Origin of the sequence: Paenibacillus yonginensis, assembly GCF_001685395.1 — a bacterium.
GTDB lineage: Bacteria > Bacillota > Bacilli > Paenibacillales > Paenibacillaceae > Fontibacillus > Fontibacillus yonginensis.
This window is the reverse complement of sequence record NZ_CP014167.1, coordinates 2,600,494-2,623,229: the sequence shown is the minus strand read 5'-3', so window position 1 is coordinate 2,623,229 and position 22,736 is coordinate 2,600,494. Positions and strand designations below refer to the sequence as shown.

Annotated in this window: 20 protein-coding genes; 15 read left to right on the top strand and 5 right to left on the bottom strand. The window is 52.9% G+C overall.

Annotation, left to right across the window (positions count from 1 at the left end; all coding sequences use genetic code 11):
* Positions 1-5 precede the first annotated feature (5 nt).
* Genes kdpC through AWM70_RS11990 form a run of 3 tightly spaced genes read left to right on the top strand, consistent with a single transcriptional unit; the run spans position 6 to position 3,818 of the window.
* On the top strand, positions 6-581 hold the full coding sequence (gene kdpC / locus AWM70_RS12000; RefSeq protein WP_237167700.1) for a potassium-transporting ATPase subunit KdpC: 576 nt from the start codon (positions 6-8) through the stop codon (positions 579-581).
* A gap of 25 nt (positions 582-606) precedes the next feature.
* A complete protein-coding gene (locus AWM70_RS11995) occupies positions 607-2,985 on the top strand; it encodes a histidine kinase (protein ID WP_237167699.1) in 2,379 nt (792 codons plus the stop codon).
* A 14-nt stretch (positions 2,986-2,999) separates the two neighbouring features.
* Positions 3,000-3,818: an SPL family radical SAM protein gene (locus AWM70_RS11990; RefSeq protein ID WP_068696675.1), complete on the top strand. Its 819-nt coding sequence runs from the start codon at positions 3,000-3,002 to the stop codon at positions 3,816-3,818.
* A gap of 94 nt (positions 3,819-3,912) precedes the next feature.
* Here AWM70_RS11990 and AWM70_RS22765 read toward each other — a convergent pair whose 3' ends face one another.
* On the bottom strand, positions 3,913-4,008 hold the full coding sequence (locus AWM70_RS22765) for a YjcZ family sporulation protein (RefSeq protein ID WP_083180260.1): 96 nt from the start codon (positions 4,006-4,008) through the stop codon (positions 3,913-3,915).
* Positions 4,009-4,227: 219 nt separating this feature from the next.
* On the opposite strand from AWM70_RS22765, the gene AWM70_RS11985 reads away from it, so the two are divergent.
* The 3 genes from AWM70_RS11985 to AWM70_RS11975 are packed head-to-tail and all read left to right on the top strand — an operon-like array spanning position 4,228 to position 7,876.
* On the top strand, positions 4,228-6,309 hold the full coding sequence (locus tag AWM70_RS11985; RefSeq protein ID WP_068696673.1) for a BglG family transcription antiterminator: 2,082 nt from the start codon (positions 4,228-4,230) through the stop codon (positions 6,307-6,309).
* Positions 6,306-6,575, top strand: coding sequence for a PTS sugar transporter subunit IIB (locus tag AWM70_RS11980; RefSeq protein ID WP_068696671.1), 270 nt, complete (start codon positions 6,306-6,308; stop codon positions 6,573-6,575). Before AWM70_RS11985 ends, AWM70_RS11980 begins: the two co-directional genes overlap by 4 nt.
* Positions 6,576-6,607: 32 nt before the next feature.
* A complete protein-coding gene (locus AWM70_RS11975) occupies positions 6,608-7,876 on the top strand; it encodes a PTS ascorbate transporter subunit IIC (protein WP_068696669.1) in 1,269 nt (422 codons plus the stop codon).
* Between the two features lie 264 nt (positions 7,877-8,140).
* Here the strand turns inward: AWM70_RS11975 and AWM70_RS23855 are convergent, their stop codons facing one another.
* The gene (locus tag AWM70_RS23855; protein WP_237167915.1) at positions 8,141-8,242 is read right to left on the bottom strand and encodes a pentapeptide repeat-containing protein; all 102 of its coding nucleotides are present in this window, start codon (positions 8,240-8,242) and stop codon (positions 8,141-8,143) included.
* 495 nt (positions 8,243-8,737) lie between these two features.
* Between AWM70_RS23855 and hutP the strand changes: the two genes are divergently transcribed.
* On the top strand, positions 8,738-9,196 hold the full coding sequence (gene hutP, locus AWM70_RS11970) for a histidine utilization transcription antiterminator HutP (RefSeq protein WP_068696668.1): 459 nt from the start codon (positions 8,738-8,740) through the stop codon (positions 9,194-9,196).
* 221 nt (positions 9,197-9,417) lie between these two features.
* Complete coding sequence (gene hutH, locus AWM70_RS11965; RefSeq protein ID WP_068696666.1) at positions 9,418-10,959, top strand: histidine ammonia-lyase; 1,542 nt, start codon at positions 9,418-9,420, stop codon at positions 10,957-10,959.
* Positions 10,960-11,048: 89 nt separating this feature from the next.
* Here the strand turns inward: hutH and AWM70_RS11960 are convergent, their stop codons facing one another.
* On the bottom strand, positions 11,049-11,915 hold the full coding sequence (locus AWM70_RS11960) for an aldo/keto reductase (RefSeq protein ID WP_068696663.1): 867 nt from the start codon (positions 11,913-11,915) through the stop codon (positions 11,049-11,051).
* A gap of 206 nt (positions 11,916-12,121) precedes the next feature.
* On the opposite strand from AWM70_RS11960, the gene AWM70_RS11955 reads away from it, so the two are divergent.
* The 6 genes from AWM70_RS11955 to ltrA all read left to right on the top strand — a co-directional run bounded on the left by AWM70_RS11955 (position 12,122) and on the right by ltrA (position 19,130).
* Complete coding sequence (locus AWM70_RS11955) at positions 12,122-12,649, top strand: PadR family transcriptional regulator (protein WP_169823432.1); 528 nt, start codon at positions 12,122-12,124, stop codon at positions 12,647-12,649.
* Positions 12,650-12,794: 145 nt separating this feature from the next.
* Complete coding sequence (locus AWM70_RS11950) at positions 12,795-13,949, top strand: YhgE/Pip domain-containing protein (RefSeq protein ID WP_068696659.1); 1,155 nt, start codon at positions 12,795-12,797, stop codon at positions 13,947-13,949.
* Between the two features lie 296 nt (positions 13,950-14,245).
* On the top strand, positions 14,246-15,283 hold the full coding sequence (locus AWM70_RS11945) for a glycosyltransferase family 2 protein (RefSeq protein WP_068696657.1): 1,038 nt from the start codon (positions 14,246-14,248) through the stop codon (positions 15,281-15,283).
* Positions 15,273-15,824, top strand: a complete 552-nt coding sequence (locus AWM70_RS11940) for a GtrA family protein (RefSeq protein WP_068696655.1) — start codon at positions 15,273-15,275, stop codon at positions 15,822-15,824. Before AWM70_RS11945 ends, AWM70_RS11940 begins: the two co-directional genes overlap by 11 nt.
* The gene (wsfD, locus tag AWM70_RS11935; RefSeq protein WP_068696653.1) at positions 15,821-17,287 is read left to right on the top strand and encodes a glycan biosynthesis hexose transferase WsfD; all 1,467 of its coding nucleotides are present in this window, start codon (positions 15,821-15,823) and stop codon (positions 17,285-17,287) included. Before AWM70_RS11940 ends, wsfD begins: the two co-directional genes overlap by 4 nt.
* Before the next feature lie 451 nt (positions 17,288-17,738).
* The gene (ltrA, locus tag AWM70_RS11930) at positions 17,739-19,130 is read left to right on the top strand and encodes a group II intron reverse transcriptase/maturase (RefSeq protein ID WP_068693337.1); all 1,392 of its coding nucleotides are present in this window, start codon (positions 17,739-17,741) and stop codon (positions 19,128-19,130) included.
* A 105-nt stretch (positions 19,131-19,235) separates the two neighbouring features.
* Here ltrA and AWM70_RS11925 read toward each other — a convergent pair whose 3' ends face one another.
* On the bottom strand, positions 19,236-20,138 hold the full coding sequence (locus AWM70_RS11925) for a LysR family transcriptional regulator (RefSeq protein WP_151208744.1): 903 nt from the start codon (positions 20,136-20,138) through the stop codon (positions 19,236-19,238).
* Positions 20,139-20,253: 115 nt separating this feature from the next.
* On the opposite strand from AWM70_RS11925, the gene AWM70_RS11920 reads away from it, so the two are divergent.
* Positions 20,254-21,213, top strand: coding sequence for a DMT family transporter (locus AWM70_RS11920; protein WP_068696650.1), 960 nt, complete (start codon positions 20,254-20,256; stop codon positions 21,211-21,213).
* A gap of 93 nt (positions 21,214-21,306) precedes the next feature.
* Here the strand turns inward: AWM70_RS11920 and AWM70_RS11915 are convergent, their stop codons facing one another.
* Positions 21,307-22,608 (bottom strand): NCS2 family permease, encoded by a 1,302-nt coding sequence (locus AWM70_RS11915; protein ID WP_068696648.1) that lies wholly within the window; start codon positions 22,606-22,608, stop codon positions 21,307-21,309.
* Between the last annotated feature and the right edge of the window lie 128 nt (positions 22,609-22,736).

Here is a 22,736-nt window from a genome sequence, read left to right as displayed (position 1 = left end):
TAAAAATGATGAAGACCCTAACGCTAACCTTAAGAACAAGTTTGGCCCTGATCCTCCTTGTGGTGGTTTACCAGCTTGTCGTAACGGGAATTGCCCAGGCTTTTATGCCTGGTAAAGCAGACGGCAGTCTGGTATATGATGCGAATCATCAATTGATCGGCTCCGAGCTGATCGGGCAATCGTTTACTTCGCCTGCCTTGTTCCATGGAAGAATCTCCAGCATTGATTACAATGCGGCTTCTTCCGGTACGCCCAATTACGCGCCGTCCAATCTGGAGATGATCCAACGTACCGAGGAAGCTGTGCGGGCTTGGGAGAAGGAAAATCCGCAGGTTCCCGTCTCCAAGCTGCCGATCGACCTGGTCACGAACTCCGGTTCGGGGCTGGACCCGGACATCAGCGTAGCCGCAGCCGAAGTTCAGATACCGCGCGTCAGCGCCAACACGGGCATACCGGCGGATCAGCTGCAGGAGCTGGTCGACCAGCATACAAAAGGCAGAGAACTGGGACTGTTTAGCGAACCCGTCGTTAACGTGCTGCTTCTGAACCTTGATGTGCAGCAAGCGGCAGCGGGGAAATAAGGGCCTTCCATGCCCGGCATTCAAAATGAGTTCAGATCATGAACAAGCTGCGGATCAAAGGGGAAATGGTCGCTTGGACAATTACCGGAGGAAAAGCCCTGAGGAAATTTTGCTGTCAATCTCCAAGCTGCATCGCGGCCGGCTGAAAATTTTTATCGGGGCCGTGAGCGGCACCGGAAAAACTTATCATATGCTCCGGGAGGGCGCTGCCTTAAAGGATCAGGGAATCGACGTGGTCATCTGCGCGGTATCCACCCAGCAGCGTCCGGAAACGATGGAGCAGCTGCGGGGGCTGGAGCGGGTGCCCAGCATTCCGTGGATATCGGATGGGATCAAGAAAAAGGACCTGAACATGGAGGCGCTGCTGGAGCGCAATCCGGAAGTGGTACTGGTGGATGGACTTGCCCACCGCAACCGGCCGGGAGCGGAGCGTCCGACCCGATGGGACGATATCCAGGAGCTGCTTGCCCGCGGCATCAGCGTCATGACTACCGTCAACGTCTACGAACTTGAAGGCGTCCGGGAGCTTGCCCAAAAATATGTGAATATCAAGGTAGAGGAAACTATCCCGGCCAATCTGCTGGAGCTGGCGGACGAAGTCCGCCTGATCGATGTCACCCCGGAGACGCTGCTTCAGCGATTTTCGGAAGGCAACCTGAAGAACAGCTCGGCTGCTCCCTGGTTTGAGCGGGGCAACCTGGGCGTGCTGCGTGAGCTTGCCCTGCGGCTCGTGGCCGAAGGCGTCAACGATTCCCTGGAGAAACATCGGGAGGAAATGGGGATGCTGGGGCCTTCCGGAGCCGCCGAGCGCATTTTGGTTTCGACCCAATACCATTGGAACGGGTCCATTTATATCCGGCGCGGGCAGCAGGTGGCCAAACGGTTAAATGGGGACCTTCATGTAGTCACTTTTGTCCGTAAGGACCTGCGGCCGAGCAAGGAGCAGCTGGCCTTTAAACAGTCGATGACCAAGCTGATCGACAAGGTGGGCGCCCAATTTGCGGAGCTGACGCTGCTTTCCAGACGGAGGCTGCCGGATCAGCTCATCCGGTATGCCCTCGATCACAGTGTGACCCGCATTCTCATCGGCCATTCGAAACAAACGTTTTGGCAGGAGCTGCTGCAGGGTTCCGTCGTCTATCAGATTCTTAGAAAATCGCGGAATATGGACATTTTTATTGTGGCCGACCGGGCCGCGCATCAAGGGGAGCGGATCATGCCGGCCAAAATGGCCGCTTCCCGGCAAGGCTCCTTGTACCACCGGCTAAGCAGCCGGGAGGTCGATGAACGGATCGGCCGGATGACCCGAGGCAGGTTTAAGGTTTATATCGGCGCTGCGCCGGGGGTGGGCAAAACGTACACGATGCTGCGTGAAGGAAACCACCTGCTGAAGAAGGGAAACGACGTCGTCATCGGATACCTGGAAACCCATGGCCGGGCGGAAACCGCCGGGCAGGTTTCGGACCTGCCCACGATTGAACGGATGATTCTTTCTTATGGAGGCGCTAATCTCACCGAGATGGATACGGCGGCGATCCTCAAGCGGAATCCGGAGCTGGTGCTGGTCGATGAGCTGGCTCACACCAACGTCCCGGGCAGCAAGCATAACAAGCGTTACGAAGATATTCTGGACATTTTGAACGCAGGCATATCCGTCATATCCACGGTTAACGTTCAGCATCTGGAAAGCCTTAACGATTCGGTCGAGCAAATTACAGGCGTCCGGGTGCGGGAAACCGTGCCGGATTCGATTTTACGCATGGCCGACGAGGTGGAGTTGATCGATGTGGCTCCCCAGGCGCTGCAAACCCGCATGAAAGCCGGGAAAATTTACGCCTCCGAGAAAATTCAGCAGGCTTTGGAGCATTTCTTCAAGATCGGGAACCTGATCGCGCTGAGAGAGCTGGCCCTTCGCGAAATCGCGGATGATGTGGACGAACGGCTGGAGGCCTGGGAACGAAAAAGCTCGCTTCGCGGCCCGTGGAACAAAAGGGAATTCATTTTTGTCTGCGTAAAGCTGACTCCAAGCGCCGAGAAGCTCATCCGCAGAGGATTCCGGATTGCCTACCGGCTGAAGGCGGGCTGGAAGGTCGCTTATCTCCAGTCCGGCAGGAGCATCGGGGAAGAGGAGCGGAAAAAAATCGAATCGCTGCAAAGCCTGACCGAACGTCTGGGCGGAACTTTCGAAATCGCGACCTCCGGCTCTCCCTTTCAGGAAGCCGAGGTTTTACTCGCTAAAGCGGACGAATGCCGGGCGACGCAGCTGATCATCGGCCCAAACGGACGGAATTGGCGGAGCCGGATCCGGGAAGGGATCACTACCCGAAAGCTGCTCAGGATTGCCAGACATTTGGACATTTTGGTCGTAGACGATTATAATCCGAATATCAAACGGGAGCCGTGAAAAGGGGGATCACAATGGGAACAGAACTGCAATATAAACAGCCGAAGAGCCTGTTAAATAAAGGGACGGGATTTCTGGCCGGTTACACCCATTCGCTCAACCCGTATACCGGCTGCTCGTTCGCCTGCTCTTATTGTTATGTAAGGCAGATGCCGGTTTCCCTGTTCCGGCCTCTGGAATGGGGAAGCTGGGTGGATGTCAAGCAGGGAGCCGCCGAGCTGCTGGAGAAAGAGCTGGCCAGAGCCAAAAAGAAAGGCAAAGTGACGATTTTTATGTCCTCCAGCACCGATCCCTACCAGCCCGCCGAATACAAGGAGCGGGTTACGCGGGCGCTGCTGGAGGTCATGGCCGCCGAGCCGCCGGATTTTCTGCTTGTCCAAACCCGGAGTCCGCTGGTGACCCGGGACACCGATCTGCTGCTGCGGCTCGGAAGCCGGGTCAGGGTCAGTCTGACGGTCGAAACGGATCTGGAGCAGGTACGGCGCCTTTTTACGCCTTCTGCGCCGCCGGTCGCAGCACGTCTTAAAGCGCTTCGTAAGCTCAAGGAAGCGGGGATCGCCACCCAGGCGACCGTTGCTCCGGTGCTGCCGAGCAGTCCGGCATTTGCCGGCCTGCTTGCCGGCGTAACGGACCGGGTATGCGTGGACGACTATTTTATGGGCGACGGCAGCGGCGGCAAACGGACCGGCCGGCTGGGGCTCTCTGAGCTGTATGAGCAAATCGGCAGACAGGATTGGTATCACCCTTCCGCTTATTTGGAGGTCCTCCACCGGATGGAGCAGGTTTTTGGCGCAGAACGGGTGTTTGTCAGCCAGAAGGGTTTTGAACCTTAGAGGACTACAAGCAAAGAAGGCTGCCTCTCCGGCAGCCTTCTTTGCTGTGCATGCTGCTGAAGACAGCAGCTGTTAGGTTGCCCGTTACCTGTTCTTAAACCCAGAAAGCTCTCGAAATAATAACGAGCAGGATAAACAGGACAAGAATAGCTGCAGTCGAAGTTCCCCAACCGATTGCTCCTTCACTCATTGTGGAGTCCCTCCTATCAAATAAGATATATATCAGGTTACAAGATAGAATATGTGAAGGCGAGGAAGAGGGGAAGGGCGATACGGCAGGAAAATTGAAATGGAGCAAGAGGGTTCGCAGAGTCCATTGTTGTGCAGTTTATCTGACAAGAAAAGGACCTATAAACAATACCGTTTCGAAGAATTGTCATGTATTCTAAGGGCAGAGGGGGGCTAAAGGATGATCTTGGACGAACGCAGCGCCATGCTGCTGAAGCTTCTACAGCAGTCGTCCTCTCTTCAAAGGTCTGAGCTTGAAGCGAAGACGGGACTCACCCGAAGGCAGATCCAGTATGGCATGGCCAAAGTGAATGACTGGCTGAGGGAGCAGGGGTACCGTCCCGCCGAGTACGACCGGAAGCTGGGATATTACCTGGCTGACCAGATTCGTGAGGAGGCTTTTCCGGAAAAGCTGTCCAAACGGACCTATGTGTTTTCGGAACGCGATCGGCAGCAGCTGTTTTATTTGATGCTGTTCCTGGCCGATGAACCGTTGTCCGTTTATCATTTCCAATCCGCGGCGGGCGTTTCGAGAAATACGGTATTAAAGGACTTTCAACGATTCAAACCGGAGCTGCAGCAGCATGATCTGCAAATCCGTTATTCGAAGCAGCGTGGTTATCAGATAGCCGGGGATGCCCGGCCCAAACGTTATTTCATGGAGCGCCTGCTCTTTAGCCTGCTCCATGGAACAAGCCGGGAGCCGGTTACGGCAGTGCTTTGGAGCGGCCCCAAGGGAAATACGCAGCTCGCAAGGATACGGCAGCAGCTTGAAGTGCTGGAACGGGAGCTTGGCACCGTGTTTGCCGACGATCGTTATCAGGAGCTGGCATATCTGCTGCTCTGTACCGACAGGCTGATCGCCAAAGGCGACGAGCTGCCGGAGATGGGCAGCTGGCAGCCACTGACCCGGACCCGGGAATTTAAGCTGCTGCGGCAGATGACGCGGCAGGACCGGACGGCTTTCCCGGCCGAGTGGAGCGAAACGGAATGTTTGTATGCCGCCCTGCATGTGCTGGGCATGAACCGGACGCGTGACGACATCTCGCCGCTTCAGGGGGATGAGGTCATTCAGGAGCTGCTGCGGGAGGTCGTGACCGAGTTCGAACGGCTTGCCTGCGTACAGCTCCAGGATAAAGAACTGTTCTATGAGCAGCTGTATCTGCACTTCCGGCCTGCCTATTACAGGCTGCTGTACAGGATTGAGGTCGCCAACGTGATGACCGAGCGGATTCGCAAAGTGTATCCGGAGCTGTTTCATTTGACGAAGAAATCCCTCCAGGCTGTTGAAGGGGTGACCGGATATCCGGTTCCGGACAACGAAGCGGCTTATTTCGCGATCCATTTCGGCGGCTGGCTGCGCAGACAGCAGACCGTGCTGGACGACCGGAAACGGGCGATTGTCGTCTGCCCGAGCGGCATCGGCATCAGCCGCATTCTGATTCTGACGCTGCGCGAGCTGTTCCCGGATATTTTGTTCCTGGACGCCTTGTCGGTCAGGGAGGCGGCTCATTATCCGCTGGCTTATGATTTGGTTTTCTCAACGGTTTTTCTGCGCACGGATGCCATTTTGTTTGTCATCCCGCCGATTCTGGACCTGCCGGACAAACAGAAGCTGCGACAGCAGGTCATGCAGGAGCTGTACGGCTATGCCGTTCCGAACTTCGACGTAGGCGAGCTGCTGAAGATTATTGCCGGACACGCGACGATTCATGAGCCTGAACAGCTGGAGAAGGCACTCCAGTCCCATCTGTATACACAAGCCCAGCAAATGAATAGACACGCTTTGGAAGGAGCTGAGAAACCCGTGCTGGAACAGCTTATTACGGAACAGACGATCCAGTTTGGTTCCCATGTGGCGGATTGGCGCGAAGGCATCAGAGCGGCAGCACAGCCGCTTGTGGAGCTTGGTACCATTGAAGAACGTTATGTGGACGCCATGATTGAATCGGTTGAAGATAACGGACCTTATGTAGTCATTACACCGGGAGTAGCCATTCCCCATGCCCGGCCGGACATGGGCGTCAATTCCCTGTCGATGAGCCTCCTCAGGCTGGATGAACCGGTCGAATTCGGGCCAGGCAAGCCGGTCAGACTGATCATCGTGCTGGCCGCCGCAGACCGCTCCTCGCATTTGAAGGCGCTGGTTCAATTGACGGCCCTGCTCGGCAACCCGGCCCATATCGAAGATATTTTGCAGAGTCCCGATAAATCGGTGCTCTTAGCTTACATTCATCAATATTCCAAGGAGGAATCGAAATGAAGAACATTATGGTGGTATGCGGCAACGGACTTGGAAGCAGCTTCATCATGGAGATCAACGTCAAGAAAGCATTGGATGAGCTGGGACAAACAGCTGAAGTGGATCATACCGATTTGGCTTCGGCCAGAACGGTTAAAGCGGATATCTACATCGGTGCAGCCGATATTGTGGAACAGCTGGACGACGGCAGCCGGACCATCGTTACTTTGGAGAACATGATGAGCATTCCGGAGATTAAATCCAAGCTGGAACCACATCTGTCCTAAAAATCCTATGAAGAAGAAAGAGGGTGGCAGCTATGCTGGACCTGATCATGAAAGATATTTTGGGCACTCCGTCCATTCTGGTAGGTTTATTTGCCCTGGTAGGGCTACTGCTGCAGAAAAAGTCAGCGGCTAACGTTGTCTCCGGCACGCTGAAGACGATCATGGGATTTGTTATTCTGGGAGCCGGGGCAACCGTGCTGACAGGGGCTCTGGACATCTTCGGGCAAATGTTCAACCGTGCCTTCTCCGTGTCCGGCGTCATTCCGAATAACGAAGCGATTGTAGCGGCGGCTCAAGGTAAATTCGGCACTTCTACCGCCTTGATTATGGTGCTGGGGATGATCGTCAACATTTTGCTGGCGCGGTTCACCCGCTTCAAATTTATCTTCCTGACCGGACACCATACGCTGTTTATGGCCTGTCTGATCGCGGTGACCTTGTCTGTAGCCGGACTTTCCGGTGCAATGCTTGTGCTGATCGGCGCTGTCATTCTCGGCTTGTGTATGGTGCTGTTCCCGGCGCTGCTGCAGCCTTATGTGCGGCAGATTACGGGCAGCGACGATTTTGCGGTGGGCCATTTCGGTTCAATCGGCTACTTCACCTCGGCGGTGATCGGCCGCAAGTTCGGCAACAAGGAACAGACGACCGAACAGATTAAAGTGCCGAAATCGCTTGGCTTCCTGCGTGACACGTCGGTAGCGGTATCGCTGACGATGGCGATCTTTTTCATCGTGGTTGCGTTGTTTGCAGGCCCAACCTATATTGAAGGCGAGCTGTCCGGCGGATCCAACTTTATTGTCTTCTCGTTGATGCAAGCGATTACATTCGCTGCCGGCGTGTACATTATCCTGGCGGGCGTGCGGATGCTGATTGCGGAAATCGTACCTGCTTTCAAAGGGATAGCCGAGAAAATCGCGCCAAATGCCAAACCGGCACTCGACTGCCCTACGGTGTTCCCATTTGCGCCTAATGCAGTCATTATCGGCTTTATCTCCAGCTTTGCGGCCGGTCTGATCTCAATGTTCATCCTGCCGGCCGTCGGTTTGGCCGTTATCGTGCCGGGTCTGGTGCCTCACTTCTTCACCGGCGCAGCGGCAGGCGTGTTCGGCAATGCTACCGGCGGACGCCGCGGGGCGGCGCTCGGCGCCTTCGCGAACGGCCTGATCATCAGCTTCCTGCCGGCAATCCTGCTCGTCTTCATGGGCGACCTTGGCTTTGGCGGCACAACCTTCGGCGATTCCGACTTCGGCATTGTCGGCAGCTTGATCATCGGTATTATGAAGCTGTTTGGAGCTGCGTAACAGATTAGCCGATTAATAAACCAATAACGAATACAATAACAAAAAAGAGCCCATTGCCATAGAGAATAGCTGGACGGTCCATGTCCTGCATGCCTTGTCGGTACGGGCTCTTTCTTTTAGGTTTTAATCATGATCTTTTACCCGATTTTGGCTCCGTACGCTAGGGAAAACAATCCCGCTTGTTCCCGGTCCCTTTTCGTGCCGGCGAGCGTCAAAGTTTTGAAATCAACCTCCTCCATGATCTGCGCCTCTTAAATCTGTCCTCTACAGGTTGGCTTTTGCCAATAAAGCCATACTTAAGTCGCAATCCCGCAGATCGGCTTTGTCCAAATCCGCCCCGGACAAGTCGGCTTCATGAAACTTGATTCCGCGTAAGTTCTGCTTCGCTAGGCGGGCCAGTCGAAGGTTGGTATAAGACCGGTCGCCGCTCCGCGGAAATCACATTCTGCGAACCTGCAGTGGCTGGAGATGATTTCTTCCAGGTAGCTGTGCTGAAACATGAGAATCCCCCTTTTTCTAAATTCCACTATAGCACAGGGCTGTCAAGAGCCTGCGTGGACATGGTGAAAAGTCAAGGGATTTATTTTCAGCCTTGCGCCTTGAATCTTTTGTCGTCTTTCAAAGACCCCTCAATTGACTTTAAACCTCGCGCCGCGTTATATTTGAGAAAGCTTATAGTACCCAAATAGATATTTAGTCTAAAGAATGGGCTTTAAAGAGGGACCTTGCGGTTCTTGTTTTTGGGCGCATTTTTTTAGTTTCTATAGCAGAGGTTTCATGAGTTCCGCAGAGTAGTTGTGTGAGCTTCTGAGCAGGCTCCTCTTTGTGCGGGGTTATTTAAAGATAGGGGAGAAGGAGACAATGGCAGGTTCACCAAACGTTTTTCCAATCGGCAAGTTATCTCTTTTGCTGGCTGTTCTGCAGGAGCATGAATGGCGGGAGGAAATCGAGAAGCAGCTGACCGAGCAGGGGTATAAGTATACGATAGGACGTGTCGGAGCCATGGATATTACGAAGGTTGTGGCGGCCATGGAGACAGCGGCCAAAAACAACCATATCATCGATAGCAGTTCCTATCGTGAGGTTCACGCTGTTTATCATGCGATTATTGAAGCCATTCAGGCGCTGGGGCGCGGCGTTACGCAGTTCGGCGAGATTTTGCGGACGGTGGGCTTGACCTTTGCCATTGTACGCGGGAAGATGGAAGGCGCCGTCAAACATGAAGGCGAATGGATAGCGGTCAGCATCTACGGGACGATTGGGGCGCCTAAGAAAGGGTTTGAACACGAGGCCGTTGGTTTCGGATTTAATCATATTTAGCGCTGATCCTCATGGTTTCAACCTGTGATGTGCACCTGGAGTAGTCTTCCGGTATAGCATAAGGAAGAGAACGAAAAAGCACTGACAAGCGAGTTTCTTATAGGCAGCAGAAGCGGCCGTTTAGCGAATAGAAGGTTTAGAAAGCCGATACCGGACTCTTTTTGGTATGGGCTTTTTTGTTGTGGAGTTGAAGAAGAAGGACAGGGGGAGACAAGAACAGCATGAATCAGACGATGGAGAAAATGACAGTCGTAAACGGCTGTTCCCTTACGGTTGAGAAGGTTGTGGAAGTGGCCAGGTTCGGGCAGAAGATCATGATCGCTCCGGAGAGTTTGATCCGGGTACGGAGGTCACGCGATTATGTCGAGCAGCTTCTTGACGATCAGAAGGTGGTGTACGGCCTGACAACAGGCTTCGGCAAATTCAGCGATACCTATATTTCAGGCGGCGATGTGCAGCAGCTTCAGCTGAATTTGATCCGCAGCCATGCCTGCGGCATTGGAGAACCGTTCCCGGTGGAAGTGGCAAGAGCGATTATGCTGCTGCGCGTCAATGCGCTGCTGATCGGCGTGTCGGGTATCCGGCCGAAAGTGATTGAGCTGATGGTGGCGATGCTGAACAAGGGAGTCACACCGGTGATTCCGGAAAAAGGTTCGCTCGGCGCAAGCGGCGATTTGGCCCCGCTGTCGCATCTGGCGCTGGTGCTGCTTGGCGAAGGCGAGGCCTATTACGGCGGTGAACGCCTGCCGGGTGCCGCGGCGCTGCTGCGGGCCGGCCTGCTCCCGGTGACCCTGCAGGCCAAAGAAGGGCTGGCGCTGATCAACGGCACTCAGGCGATGACCGCCGTAGGCGTACTCGCCTGCTACGATGCGATCAACCTGGCGCGCTGGGCCGACTGCACGGCCGCTTTGACGGCCGAAGCGCTGCTCGGGGTGCGGGATGCGTTTGATCCGCTGACGCACAGCATTCGGCCGCATCCGGGGCAAAGCCGGTCTGCCGAGAATATCCGCCTCTTGACGGCGGGCAGCGGGCATATGACCGGTCAGGGAGAGCTTCGCGTGCAGGATGCATATTCCTTGCGCTGCGCCCCGCAGGTGCATGGGGCCAGCCGCGATGGGCTGGCTTACATTAAGGAAAAGCTGGAGATCGAAATCAACTCGGCGACGGATAATCCGCTGATCTTTGTAGAGGAGGACCGCGTCATTTCCGGCGGGAATTTCCACGGTCAGCCGATTGCACTGCCGATGGATCACCTGTCGATCTGCGCTTCCGAGCTGGCCAATATCTCGGAGCGCCGTATCGAACGGCTGGTGAATCCGCATCTGAACGAGGGGCTGCCGGCTTTCTTGACCTTGAACGGCGGCCTGCAGTCCGGGTATATGATTGCCCAATATGCGGCGGCGGCTGTCGTTTCGGAGAATAAAGCCTTGTCTCATCCGGCCAGCGTCGACTCCATTCCATCTTCAGGCAACCAGGAGGACCATGTCAGCATGGGCACGATTGCGGCCCGCAAAGCGATGCAGATCGTAAATAACGCTTATTCCGTTCTGGCGATCGAACTGTTGTGCGGTGCGCAGGCCGCCGACTTCCGAGAGCCGCAGAAGCTGGGAAAGGGAACCCGGTGGCTGTACGAGGAATGCCGCATGCGGGTTCCGTTTGTCGGCGAAGACCGTATTCTGTCAGGGGACTTCGCCATAATTGCGGATTGGATGAAACAAACTGACGTACAGACGGCCTTGGCGGGAAAGGCCTCGATTGGTTAGCTTACAGAACCAGCAGCGGAGAACAAATCAAACAGGCACGGCGGAATCAATTCCGCCGTGCCTGTTTATATAGCAGCTGCTTCAGCAGCTTATTGTCCAAGTTTGGACAAAGCTTCATAATCAGCTTCGCTGAGCTGAATGCTTGCCGCGGCGATGTTCTCCTCCAGGTGAGCCACCTTGGAAGTGCCTGGAATCGGCAGCATTACCGGCGAACGTTTGAGCAGCCAGGCCAGCGCCAGCTGCGAGGGTTTGGCCTGCAGGCGGGCGGCCAGCTCATCAAGCGGTCCGCCGGCTTTGGCCAGCGCTCCGGTTGCGAGCGGAAAACAGGGGATGAAAGCGATGTTGTTGGCTTCCGCATATTCGAGAACAGGCTCGGCGTCGCGTTTAGCCAGATTGTACAGGTTCTGTACAGAGACGATCGGCGCAATTTCATTGGCCGCCTTCAGCTGGTCCACCGTAACTTCGCTCAATCCGATGTGGCGGATTTTGCCTTCCTTCCGGAGCAGGGCCAATTCGCCGATTTGTTCCTCCAGGGGAACTTTAGGATCGATCCGGTGGAGCTGGAGGAGATCAATCCGTTCCAGGCCAAGATGGCGGAGGTTGAGCTCTACCTGCTGGCGAAGATATTCCGGACGTCCTACAGGCCGCCAGTCGTCTGGTCCGCTGCGGGTGAAGCCGACCTTGGTGGCAATCACCAGATCTTGTTTATAAGGATAAAGAGCTTTCTTGATCAAATGATCCGCAACAAAAGGCCCATAGGAATCGGCGGTATCTATCAATGTCACGTCTAGCTCTGCGGCTCTTTGCAGCACGCGAACCGCTTCCTCCGGATCCGCCGGGTCTCCCCAGACCCCAGGTCCGGTCAATTGCATAACCCCATAACCGAGACGGTTAACCGTCAGATCTCCGCCGATTTTGAATGTACCGGATGCTGCTGCTGTTCCTTGATTTCCCATGTGAATGCCTCCTTAATAGATAGGTTTTATAGTGAACTGCACGTTCAGTATAGGATCAGGATTGTCCCTTTTGCAAGCTGGATTTGTCCAGAACAGACGATAAAGCGGAACTCCCCCCAGCAGGTCAAAGCTTGACAGAGAATAGGGGATTCACTATTGTTACTTTGACAGCAATGGATTTTGTTTGTTTAGAAAGGCGGAAGAAGATGTCGATTCAAATCGCTATTTTGGGGATGCTTTGGGATGAAGTGAGTCATCCCTATGAAATCAAAAAGAAAATCCAACGTTTTGATCTGGACAGCGTTATTTCGATCTCCGACGGTACTTTATATTACAACTTTGAGTCATTATTAAAAAAAGGTTATATCGAGGAAGTAGAAGTAGTCCATTCGGAGAACCGGCCCGACAAAACCATGTATGCCATTACCGACAAAGGCCGGCAGGGACTGAAGGATGAAATTTACAAAAATTTCAAGAAAAATATAAGCGTCAGCTCCTTATATAGCTCGATTCCTTATCTGAGATTAGTGGAGAAGGAACGAGTGGTTATGCTGATCGAAGATATCCGCCAGAAAATAGACCAGCGAATTGAATTCATAGAACGGAATAAACAAAACTTCCCCGAAATGCTGAAGAAACCGGAGCTTCAATTACTTGCCGACTATTCGCAAAACGGGTTGGAGAATGAAAAAATATATTTTGAGCGCCTTCTGGAAATTGTGAAACAAATGTAGCTGAGCGCCGAACTTCCAAATATAATCCGAACCTCATCAGGACCTGCTGATGAGGTTTTTTGTACCCTCTGTTGACATAATTACTCTAAACAGTGTACTCTAATTAAAGTAATTTAAATTTAAATTAAGATAGAGGAGAGAAACCATGAAATCATTTTTGAAGCATAAAGGAGTGATCTCCGGGATTTTTATGATGGTTTTTTATCAAATCGTCATGATGAGCATTTTTATGTGGGGGTACAGCTCAGTTCCCAAAAATATGGATCAGCTGACGGTAGCCATCGTGAATGAAGATACGCAAACCGGCGAACAGCTGGTGGCTCAGCTGAAGGAGAATCTTCCGTTTCATTTGGTGACCAGCCTGTCGTTAGACAAAGCTAAAGAGGAATTAAATGATCGGGACATCCATTTGATCATCCATATTCCGCAGGATTTTACAGCTAATATGACTGCACAGGGAGAGCAAGCAAAGCTGGATTTCTTTATGAACCAGTCCAATGCCCAGACGGTTACGAGCAGTATGCAAGCCGTCGTCAATCAAATTTCGGATCAATTGACCGCTCAAACACAAACGCAGGGGTTTGCACAATTGCTGCAGAAGTTCCAAATGCCGGAGGAGCAGGCAAAACAGACGGTAGGCAGTGTCATGAACAAGGTGGTGCCCAACATTGTAACCACAAATACAGTTCCCGCTGGTCTGCATAATCAAATGGCTCCGATGTTCTTGTCGATGGCCTCATATGTCGGCTCCATGATTTATTCGATGATGAGCATCGGGGCGCTTAAGCAGCTTAGAAGCAAGCTTGGTGCCGGCAAAGCCTTCCTCCATCTGCAGGGCGTAAACTTGCTGCTTGCTTTAATAGTTCCGCTGATTGGGGTTTCGATTTATCATGCCATTCATGGATACAGTGCAGGCGTTTTCTTTGAGAACTGGATGATCCATTCGCTTGAAATGTTCGCAGCCATTGAGTTCACCAGCCTGTTCTGCATTCTGGCGGGGCAAGGGGGGATGCTGATCAATATGCCGCTGGTATTGGTACAAAGCATCGCTTGCGGTGCGACGATCCCGCGGGAAATGATGCCGGACTTTTTCAAAGTCTTGAGTTATGTTTCGCCGATGTTCTACAGCGTTCATTTGGACTACAACGTGTTATTCGGGGGCGGGAATACGTCCCAGTACCTGGCGGGGCTGGCTCTTATTGCTGCGGTAGCTATCGTGGTGAATGCCGTCCTTTATGGAATCAAAGCGCTCCGCGCTAAGGAAGCCGACCAAGCTGCGGTTCCTTCTATGATGATGTAACCGGATCTTGTCAGCAGCTGTCTTATGAAATTCAACGGAAAGGGCCGTGCGTTTTGCACGGTTTTTTGCCGTTTTCGCCGATTTTAAGGTAGTTTTCAGCCTTGTGACGTATCCTTTTTATGAGCCATTCCCCCTTATTGGCCAAGCTTTGAAGGCTGCTCCATAGGGGGGGCATTCGGCCAAGCTTTATCGCCCCCCGTGAAAATGTTACAATAATCATATTTGCAAGACTGTGCTGAACGTGGGTGTATAAAAGCTCAAGATTGGATTAGGAGAGGAAATAAGGTGGTTATGGAATGAATCGGCTAAGACCGAAATTGGGTATTGTAGTGCCTTGTTATAACGAGGAGCCCGTCATTGAAGAAACGGTCAGGCAGCTAAGCGACATTTTGACTTCGCTTATGCGGGAGGAATTGATTGCGCAGGACAGCTTTCTGCTGTTCGTCAATGATGGAAGCGCAGACCGGACCTGGGAGCTGATTGAACAGCTGCATGACCGTTATCCGTGGGTATCTGGACTTAAGCTGGCTGCGAATGTCGGGCACCAGAATGCGCTGCTGGCCGGGTTGATGCAGGCCAAAGACCGCTGTGACTGCACGATCTCCATTGATGCGGATCTGCAGGATGATGTAAGAGTGATCCGAGATTTTGTACTCAAATACCGGGAAGGTTATGAAATTGTGTACGGCGTCCGCCGCAAACGGGATACCGATACCTGGTTCAAAAGGAATTCGGCGCTCGGCTTCTACAAGCTGATGAAGAGCATGGGCCTGAAGGTTGTCCATAACCATGCCGATTATCGGCTGCTCAGCCATACGGCGCTGGAGCATCTGTCCAAATTCCGGGAGGTGAACCTGTTCCTGCGCGGACTGGTGCCGCTGATCGGTCTGAAATCAACGGAGGTCTATTATGACCGGCTGGAGCGGTTTGCGGGAGAATCGAAATACCCGCTGAAGAAAATGATTAATTTTGCGCTTGAGGGCATTACCTCGCTCAGCGTTGAACCGATCCGGTTTGTGACGGGTTCAGGTTTTCTTTGTTTTGGCATCAGTCTGGTTGTGGGCATTTATTCGCTGGTCTCCAAGCTGATGGGCAATACGGTGTCCGGCTGGACCTCCTTGATGCTGTCCGTCTGGTTCATCGGCGGCATGGTGCTTATTTCACTGGGACTGATCGGAGAATATGTGGGCAAGATTTATAAAGAGGTCAAAAGCCGCCCGCTTTATTTGATCGAACGTGATTTGCCAGCGCAAAACGCTCTGGGGGTAGGTGCAGGGGCAGGGTCGTCCGCTTCCCATCCAGCTGCAGACCAGGTGGTCCGCTATGAGCGCTAAGCTCGGAGAACTGTTTCAAAATGGATTGATCCGTTTTATAATCGTTGGTGTTGTGAACACCGTGATCGGGCTAACGGTGACGTTCCTCTGTTTAAATGCGTTTGAACTGAATTATTGGGCCTCTACGATTATCGGCAACGCGGTAGGAGCGGTCAACAGCTATTTTATGAACAAAAGCTTCACGTTTAAATCCAAAGCCAGCGTTGGGTCCACAGTTTGGAAGTTTATGCTGATTACGGCGGTTTGCTACTTCGCAGCTTATTGGCTCGCCGGCCAAGCGGTGGATATCGGGCTGGATTGGATTCTGCCGGAGGCCAGCAGCCGGTTTAAAGACAATGTGGCTGCCCTGGTTGGCAGCGGACTGTATACCCTTATGAATTACTTTGGCCAGAAGAAATTGACTTTTACGGACAAAAGGCAAGTTACGGATAAAGACTCGGCTGCCGGCATAAGCCTGTCTGCGGACAATCGCGATAATCGCAGGGGATCGGGCGAACCCGAAGCCAGAGTGACGGAAAGAGAGGAATCCGGTTTATTATGAGAAAATGGCTTTCCGCCGAAACCTTTGCGGTTTTGGCGGGCTTTTGCATTTTATTGTACATACTGATTGGCAAACCTTTTGTAGGTGTGGCCGATAATGGAGATTTCCTGCGGATTATGAGCTCGATCGGGCTCAATTATTATGATGCGGCCGAGAGCTATGAAGACCGCTTTTTCGGCTTTGCTCATCAGTATTTTGCGTATGATTCTTTTTTTCGGGGGTTCTATCCTTCCTCCCAGCTGCTGATAGTGGCCGCTGCCCGGTTAATCGGTGTGGTCTTTCATCCTGCCGCCTTTGATATCCGGGTGCTGGGCCTGCTCTACGGCCTGCTGCTGCTGGCGGCCACCTGGATTATCGTGCGCAGCGGCAAATCCGGCTCCAGCGTGGTCGGGCTGGTTCTGGCGCTGGGTCTTCTGATTGTGTTTTACGACATCGGATATCTCGCTTATTTCAACACCCTGTTCGGGGAGCCTATATCGCTGGTGTCCATGCTGCTTTCGATTGGACTGGGATTGTGGCTTGCCCAGCAGAAGCGCCCATCGAAGAAGCTGCTTTGGCTTTTCTTCATCGCGGCATTTGTGCTTACGACCTCCAAGCTGCAAAATGCGCCGCTCGGCATCGCATATGCGCTCATCGGTCTCCGATTCATGAAGCTGCGTGACGATTTTAGCTGGCGCAGGCTGACCTTATGGCTGTCGGCTTCCCTGTGTGTCATTTCGATTGTGCTTTACGTGACTGCGCCAAAGGAGCTTAAACATATCAATCTGTATCAGACAGTCTTCTTCGGCGTGCTGAACGGTTCGCCGGATGTGAAAGGCGATTTGAAGGAGCTCGGGCTGCCGGAGCGGCTTGAGGTGCTGGCCGGAACCAATTATTTTCAGGCGGGAACGGCGATCAAGCAGGATGATCCTTCGCTGAAAGAGGATTTCTACAGCCGGGTTTCCCATGGGGATGTGCTGTTGTTCTATCTGAAGCATCCTGCCCGTTTTGTCAGCAAAATGGAATTTGCAGCTGAGAATGGGATGAGCATTCGGCCCTATTATTTGGGGAACTACCTGAAAAGTGAAAATAAACCGCCCAGAGCGCTGGATTATACTTACAGCACCTGGAGCGAATTCAAACACAAGCACCTGCCGAATACCTTATGGTTTATCCTTGTGGTATATGTGCTTTATTATGGGGTGGCCTTGTTCGAATATTTCCGTTATTACGATACGGCCAGCCGGATCCGAAATGAGCTGCTGATGCTGGTGGGCCTGGTCGGTTTGTTCAGCTTCCTGGTGCCGATTCTTGGCGACGGGCAGGCGGATATGGCCAAACATCAGTTTATGTTTAACGTCTGCTTCGATATGATGCTGGTGACGTCTGTGGTTTGGATCGTCTATCAGCTGGTGAATCTGCGGGTTTGGGGCAGAAGGAAGGCAGGAGCAGGCCTGAGTTTCAGAGGTACAAAATTCAATTAAGACAAAGAAGCCGTCCTGGTTGGGCGGCTTCTTGTTGTGGTACGCCCAGCATGGGCGTCATCTTTAGGGTGAAAGTCCCGAATGGGGGCTGGCGAGCGCCTACCATTAGCCAAGGGCAAGGGTGTCCATCGTGAGGTGGAATCTGAAGGAAGCCGGAGGCAAAAGCACGAGCCAAGGTACACGAACTGGATTTGAGGCAGGAGCAGTCGGATGAGTTGCCCATACACAACGAAATCCAAAGCCGCCAAGGGCTAATCCTGTAGACTCCAGTGGTTGCGGGCGGAAAGATGACGTTCTTATCTGGGGAGGCCTGCCGGATAGGCAAGAAAAAAAAAACTTGTAACCGTAGCCGAGAGGCTACGCTGAACCGGCAGGAGTCAGCAGAGGCCATAGTACGTAAGCTGTTGCAACAGCCTACGGAAGGGCTGAACCGAAAGGAGAGAGGAAACCGATGCGTTCGTACGAAGAGCAACGACAGCAGAATATCTCGCCAGAGAGCTTGCGGCAAAGAGAAGCGGTGAAGCCGCCAGGGTATGCCGGAGCGCCGAGTTCTTTGTCGGCACAAGTCGCCCCTTCCTCTCGCGAAGCAAAGAACAACTTGCTGGAGCGAATGCTCGAAGGAGATAACCTTCGGCTCGCCTATAAACGAGTGGTAGAGAACGGAGGAGCGCCCGGTGTGGACCAAGTAACGGTAGCGAATCTACAAGCTTACTTGAAAACACACTGGGAATCGGCGAAAGCTAAACTTCTAGCAGGTACCTACAGACCTGCGCCAGTCAAACGGGTGGAAATCCCCAAACCCGGAGGCGATGTACGGCTGTTAGGCATCCCGACCGTGATGGACCGCTTTCTCCAGCAAGCCCTTTTACAAGTCATGAACCCGATCTTTGACACGCAATTCTCGTGGTATAGCTATGGCTTTCGACCGGGAAAGAGTGCCCACGACGCCGTGAAACAAGCCCAAAGATATATCCAAAGCGGCCTGAGATGGGTCGTGGATCTCGATCTGGAGAAATTCTTTGACCGGGTAAACCACGACATACTGATGGCAAGAGTGGCGCGGAAAGTGGAGGACAAAAGAGTGCTGACACTGATCCGTGCCTACCTGAACGCTGGAGTGATGGTAGATGGAAAGCTGGAGCGCAGCCGAGAAGGAACGCCGCAGGGTGGGCCCCTGAGTCCGCTTTTAGCGAACATATTGCTGGATGACTTGGACAAGGAGCTAATGGAACGAGGACTGCGATTTGTCCGCTATGCGGACGACTGCAACATCTTCGTCGCCAGCAAACGTGCGGGCGAACGCGTCATGGAGTCGGTAACACGCTTTGTAGAAGGAAAGCTGAAACTGAAAGTGAATCGAGAGAAAAGTGCGGTAGACCGCCCGTGGAACCGAAAGTTCCTCGGCTTTAGTTTCCTGAGGGACAAGAAAGCGACAATTTGTTTAGCCCCACAAACCATCTCGCGATTCAAGGAGAAGGTACGGGAGCTGACGAGCCGAACGCGGTCGATGTCCATGGAAAACAGGATTATGCAATTAAACCGCTACCTCATCGGCTGGATTGGATATTTCCGAATCGCATCGGCGAAGAGCCACTGTGAAAGATTCGACCAATGGATTCGCAGGAGATTACGCATGTGCCTCTGGAAACAGTGGAAACGGGTGGGAACCCGAATCCGCGAACTGCGAAATCTAGGCGTTCCAGAGTGGGCTTGCTTTGCGATGGGCAACTCTAGACGAGGTGCATGGGAAATGTCCCGAAACACAAACAACGCCCTTCCGACTTCCTACTGGGAAGCGAAAGGGCTGAAAAGTTTGCTTTCTCGTTATTTGGAGCTTTGTTAACCTTTTGGAACCGCCGTATGCGGACCCGCATGTACGGTGGTGTGAGAGGACGGGGGTTAGTCACCCCCTCCTACTCGATCGTTCAAGGATAGAAGAGACGCCAGTTCAAATCTGAATCAGCGGTTCATGTTCCGTCTGGAAAGGAAAAAGGTTTTGCGCGGTTTCGATAAACAGACTCACCGCAATGGATCTTTCGTTCTTGGGAGCGGCAGCCAGATGAATATCCCGGTAAGCCACCGGAGACAAGCGGCGGACCTTCAGGCCCGGAGGGAGGTCCAGCAGCGACAGTTCGGACATGACGGCCAGCCCCTCGCCTGCCAGCACCATCTGCAGGGCTGTCCTGTAGTTGTACAGAACGTATTCAATCCGGGGGATCTCATTTGCTCGTTCAAACCAGGCCATTACCGGCGGCTCGTATCCGGCTTTGCATATCATCATAGGCTCCTGCCGCAGATCTTCCGGGTGGATGATCGTTTTGGCGGACAACGGATGATCTTCCCTCATCACGGCAAAAATACCCTCGCGGTAGAGTGGGATCGTCTGCTGGTCCGATTGCTCAGGGGCGATGACCAGTCCGACGTCGATCTCACGTCTGTCGAGCAGATAGTGAATATCTGCTATCGTGCCTTCCATAATCGAAAATTCCAGATTCGGATACCGCTTTTTGATCCTGCTGATGATTTTTGGGATAAAGTAAGAAGCCGCAACCGGAAAGGCACCGATTCGTACGCTGCCGGTCTCAAGCCCTTTTTCCCGGGCAATTTCCTGGTCTACTTTGTCATACCCCTGCAAAATTTCACGGTAAATGCGGATAATACGTTCGCCTACAGGGGTGAGCATGACCCCGCTGCGGCGATCCCGGATCAGCAGTGTGACGCCAAGTTCTTTTTCCAGAGAGGTAACCGCGCGGCTGACGGCCGGCTGTGTCATATTAAGCTTCTCCCCGGCAGTGGTAAAGCTTTTGGTTTCAGATATGGTAACGATCAGCTGCAAAAGCGATCTGTTCATAACAAATTTGATATCCCCCTTATGATTTATATTCATTTTATTTATGTCTGTTCTTATTGTATTCTTTCTATGAGCAGAGATAAAGACAAATTCATTTTAGGATAGGGGATTCCATATGAAAACCAAAGCATGGCTGTTTTTAATACTTGCGAATATATTCTGGGCGGGAAATTTGGTGTTCGGCAAATCGGTTACCGCCGATTTCCCTCCGGTCTGGGCGGCTTTTTTGCGCTGGGCGATCGCAGCTTCGGTACTGCTACCGATGGCTCAACTGGTGGAGAAGCCGTCGTGGATCCAAATTTGGAGAAGAAACTGGGGGCTTCTGCTGTTTATGTCGCTGATAGGCATCGCAATTTATACACTGCTTACTTATACAGCGCTGAAGTATACCTCATCCACCAACGGCAGTCTGATCAACAGCTTGACTCCAGCAGTGGTGAGCGTGCTTTCCTTTCTCTTTCTGAAAGAAAAGGTCAAATTCCGGCAGGGAGCGGGTTTAATTCTGTCCTTGATCGGCGTTTTGACGGTTTTAACCAAAGGGCGGCTTCTGGCGATATTTGATACCAGCTACAACATGGGAGACGCCATCTTGCTGGCTGCAGTGTTTCTGTGGGCCGTCTATTCCATTGTCAGCAAACGGGCGCAGCATCTCCCGCCGATTGCGTTTGTCGCTATGACAGCGGTTCTCGGTGTATTGTTTATGACTCCTCTGCTATTTATGCAGCCGCTTCATCGGGAACAGGTTACACCGCTTGGGATCATGGGAATTATTTATCTAGGGTTGTTCCCGTCTATCGGCTCCTTCCTGTTCTGGAATCGCGGCGTGAAGGAGCTCGGGGCAGGCAAAGCCAGTATTACGATGAACTTGATGCCAATTTTTACAGCAGGCCTATCCATATTGTTCGGTCAGCCTCTTCTTCTATCGCAGGTTATCGGGGGTACAATCGTGATCGCAGGGATGCTGCTGTCGGCTAACCCGATGTCCCGGAAACAGGCGGTTTCCAATGCGGGGGCTCATCATGGGGGAGAACTGACTCTAAAACCTGTGTCACATATCGAAAGTAAATGTACATGAAGTGATGGTGAATAGCAGGAAAGCCCATGCCCAGAAGATAAGGAAACCTTATGTTCTGCAGCATGGGCTTTTAAATTTTAGCTAGGTTGTGTTTTACATCAGGGCATGCAGCACGAAGTTGGCAATAAATAAAGCGGTGATTACATACATGACAGCTTTGACTTCCTTCCCTCGTCCGGCCGCCAGCTTGGCTGCCGGGTAGGCGATGAACCCAAACGCCATGCCGTCGATGATGCTGTAGGTGAACGGAATCATAACCATGACGAGGAATGCCGGGAAGGCCTCCGTGAAGTCGCGGAAATTCATCTGCTGGATGTTCTGGACCATCAGGCTGCCGATAATGATCAGGACCGGCGCAATTGCGCTGTCGGGAATGTAGGTCAGCAGCGGAATGAAGAAGAAGGTGGCGCCGAACAGAATCGCGGTCACCAAAGGCGATAGGCCTGTCCGGCCGCCGGCCGCGATGCCCGCGGTGCTTTCGGCGGCGGCAACGGTCGGACTGCTGCCGAAGAGGCCGGCCAGAATATTGGATACCGACAAGGCCCGCAGGCTGCCGGTGAAGGTCTCGGGGCGTTCGATCATATGTGTCTGCGCGCCGATCAGCCCGATATTTTCAAAGACGATAATGAGCAGCAGCAGGAACACCGCAATCCAGAAGGCCAAGGTGCCGATGGCCCCGAAAGACAGATGGGCGAACAGATCGCCGTATTGCTGCAGCGGCTTGCCTTCCATCTTATTGCCGGAAGGATGGGTTGCTCCAAGCACGTAAGCCAGCGCCGTGCCGACCAGGATGCTGATGAGCAGATCCCCCTTGACCTTGCGTACGAACAGAACGAGCGCCAGCAGCAGCGTGATGCAGGCCGTAATGACGTTGGGATCGCTGAAATGCCCGATCGTCACGAAAGTGGTCTGATGGGCGATAACGATCCCGCTCTTCTGCAGACCGATAAAGGTCAGAAACAGGCCGATACCGACACTGATGCCATGCTGCAGGTTATGCGGAATAGCGTCGCTGATCTTTTTATAAAGGGAAGAGAAGGCCAGAACCGCAAATAGAAGGCCTGCCGTTGTTGTAACGGCCAAAGCCTCCTGCCAGCTCAGCTTCATGGAGTGAACCAGCGTATAGGTGAAAAAGGCGTTGATCCCCATGCCGGGCACCACGATGATCGGAGACTTGCCCCAGAAGGCCATCAGCAGACAGCCTGCCAGGGAGGTAAGTAGGGTTCCGACCATTGCCGCCTGCAGAGGCATGCCGGCATCGTGCAGGATGGCCGCGTTGACCATCACGATATATACGACAGAGAAATAAGAGATTAGCCCTGCTCCGATTTCCTTTCTAATACTGTGCTGTCCGGGAATAAACCCGAGACTTCCAGACAGCCAATTCCGTTTCATGTCTTTCGTAAACCTCCATTCTTCTAGGCAAAAAAATAACAGCACATGTAAGCATACAATTGAAGGGCGGCAAGTACAAGGAATTCTTCTCCAGTATGCCCTTTTTTCCTGAAATCCGTAAAAGAGAA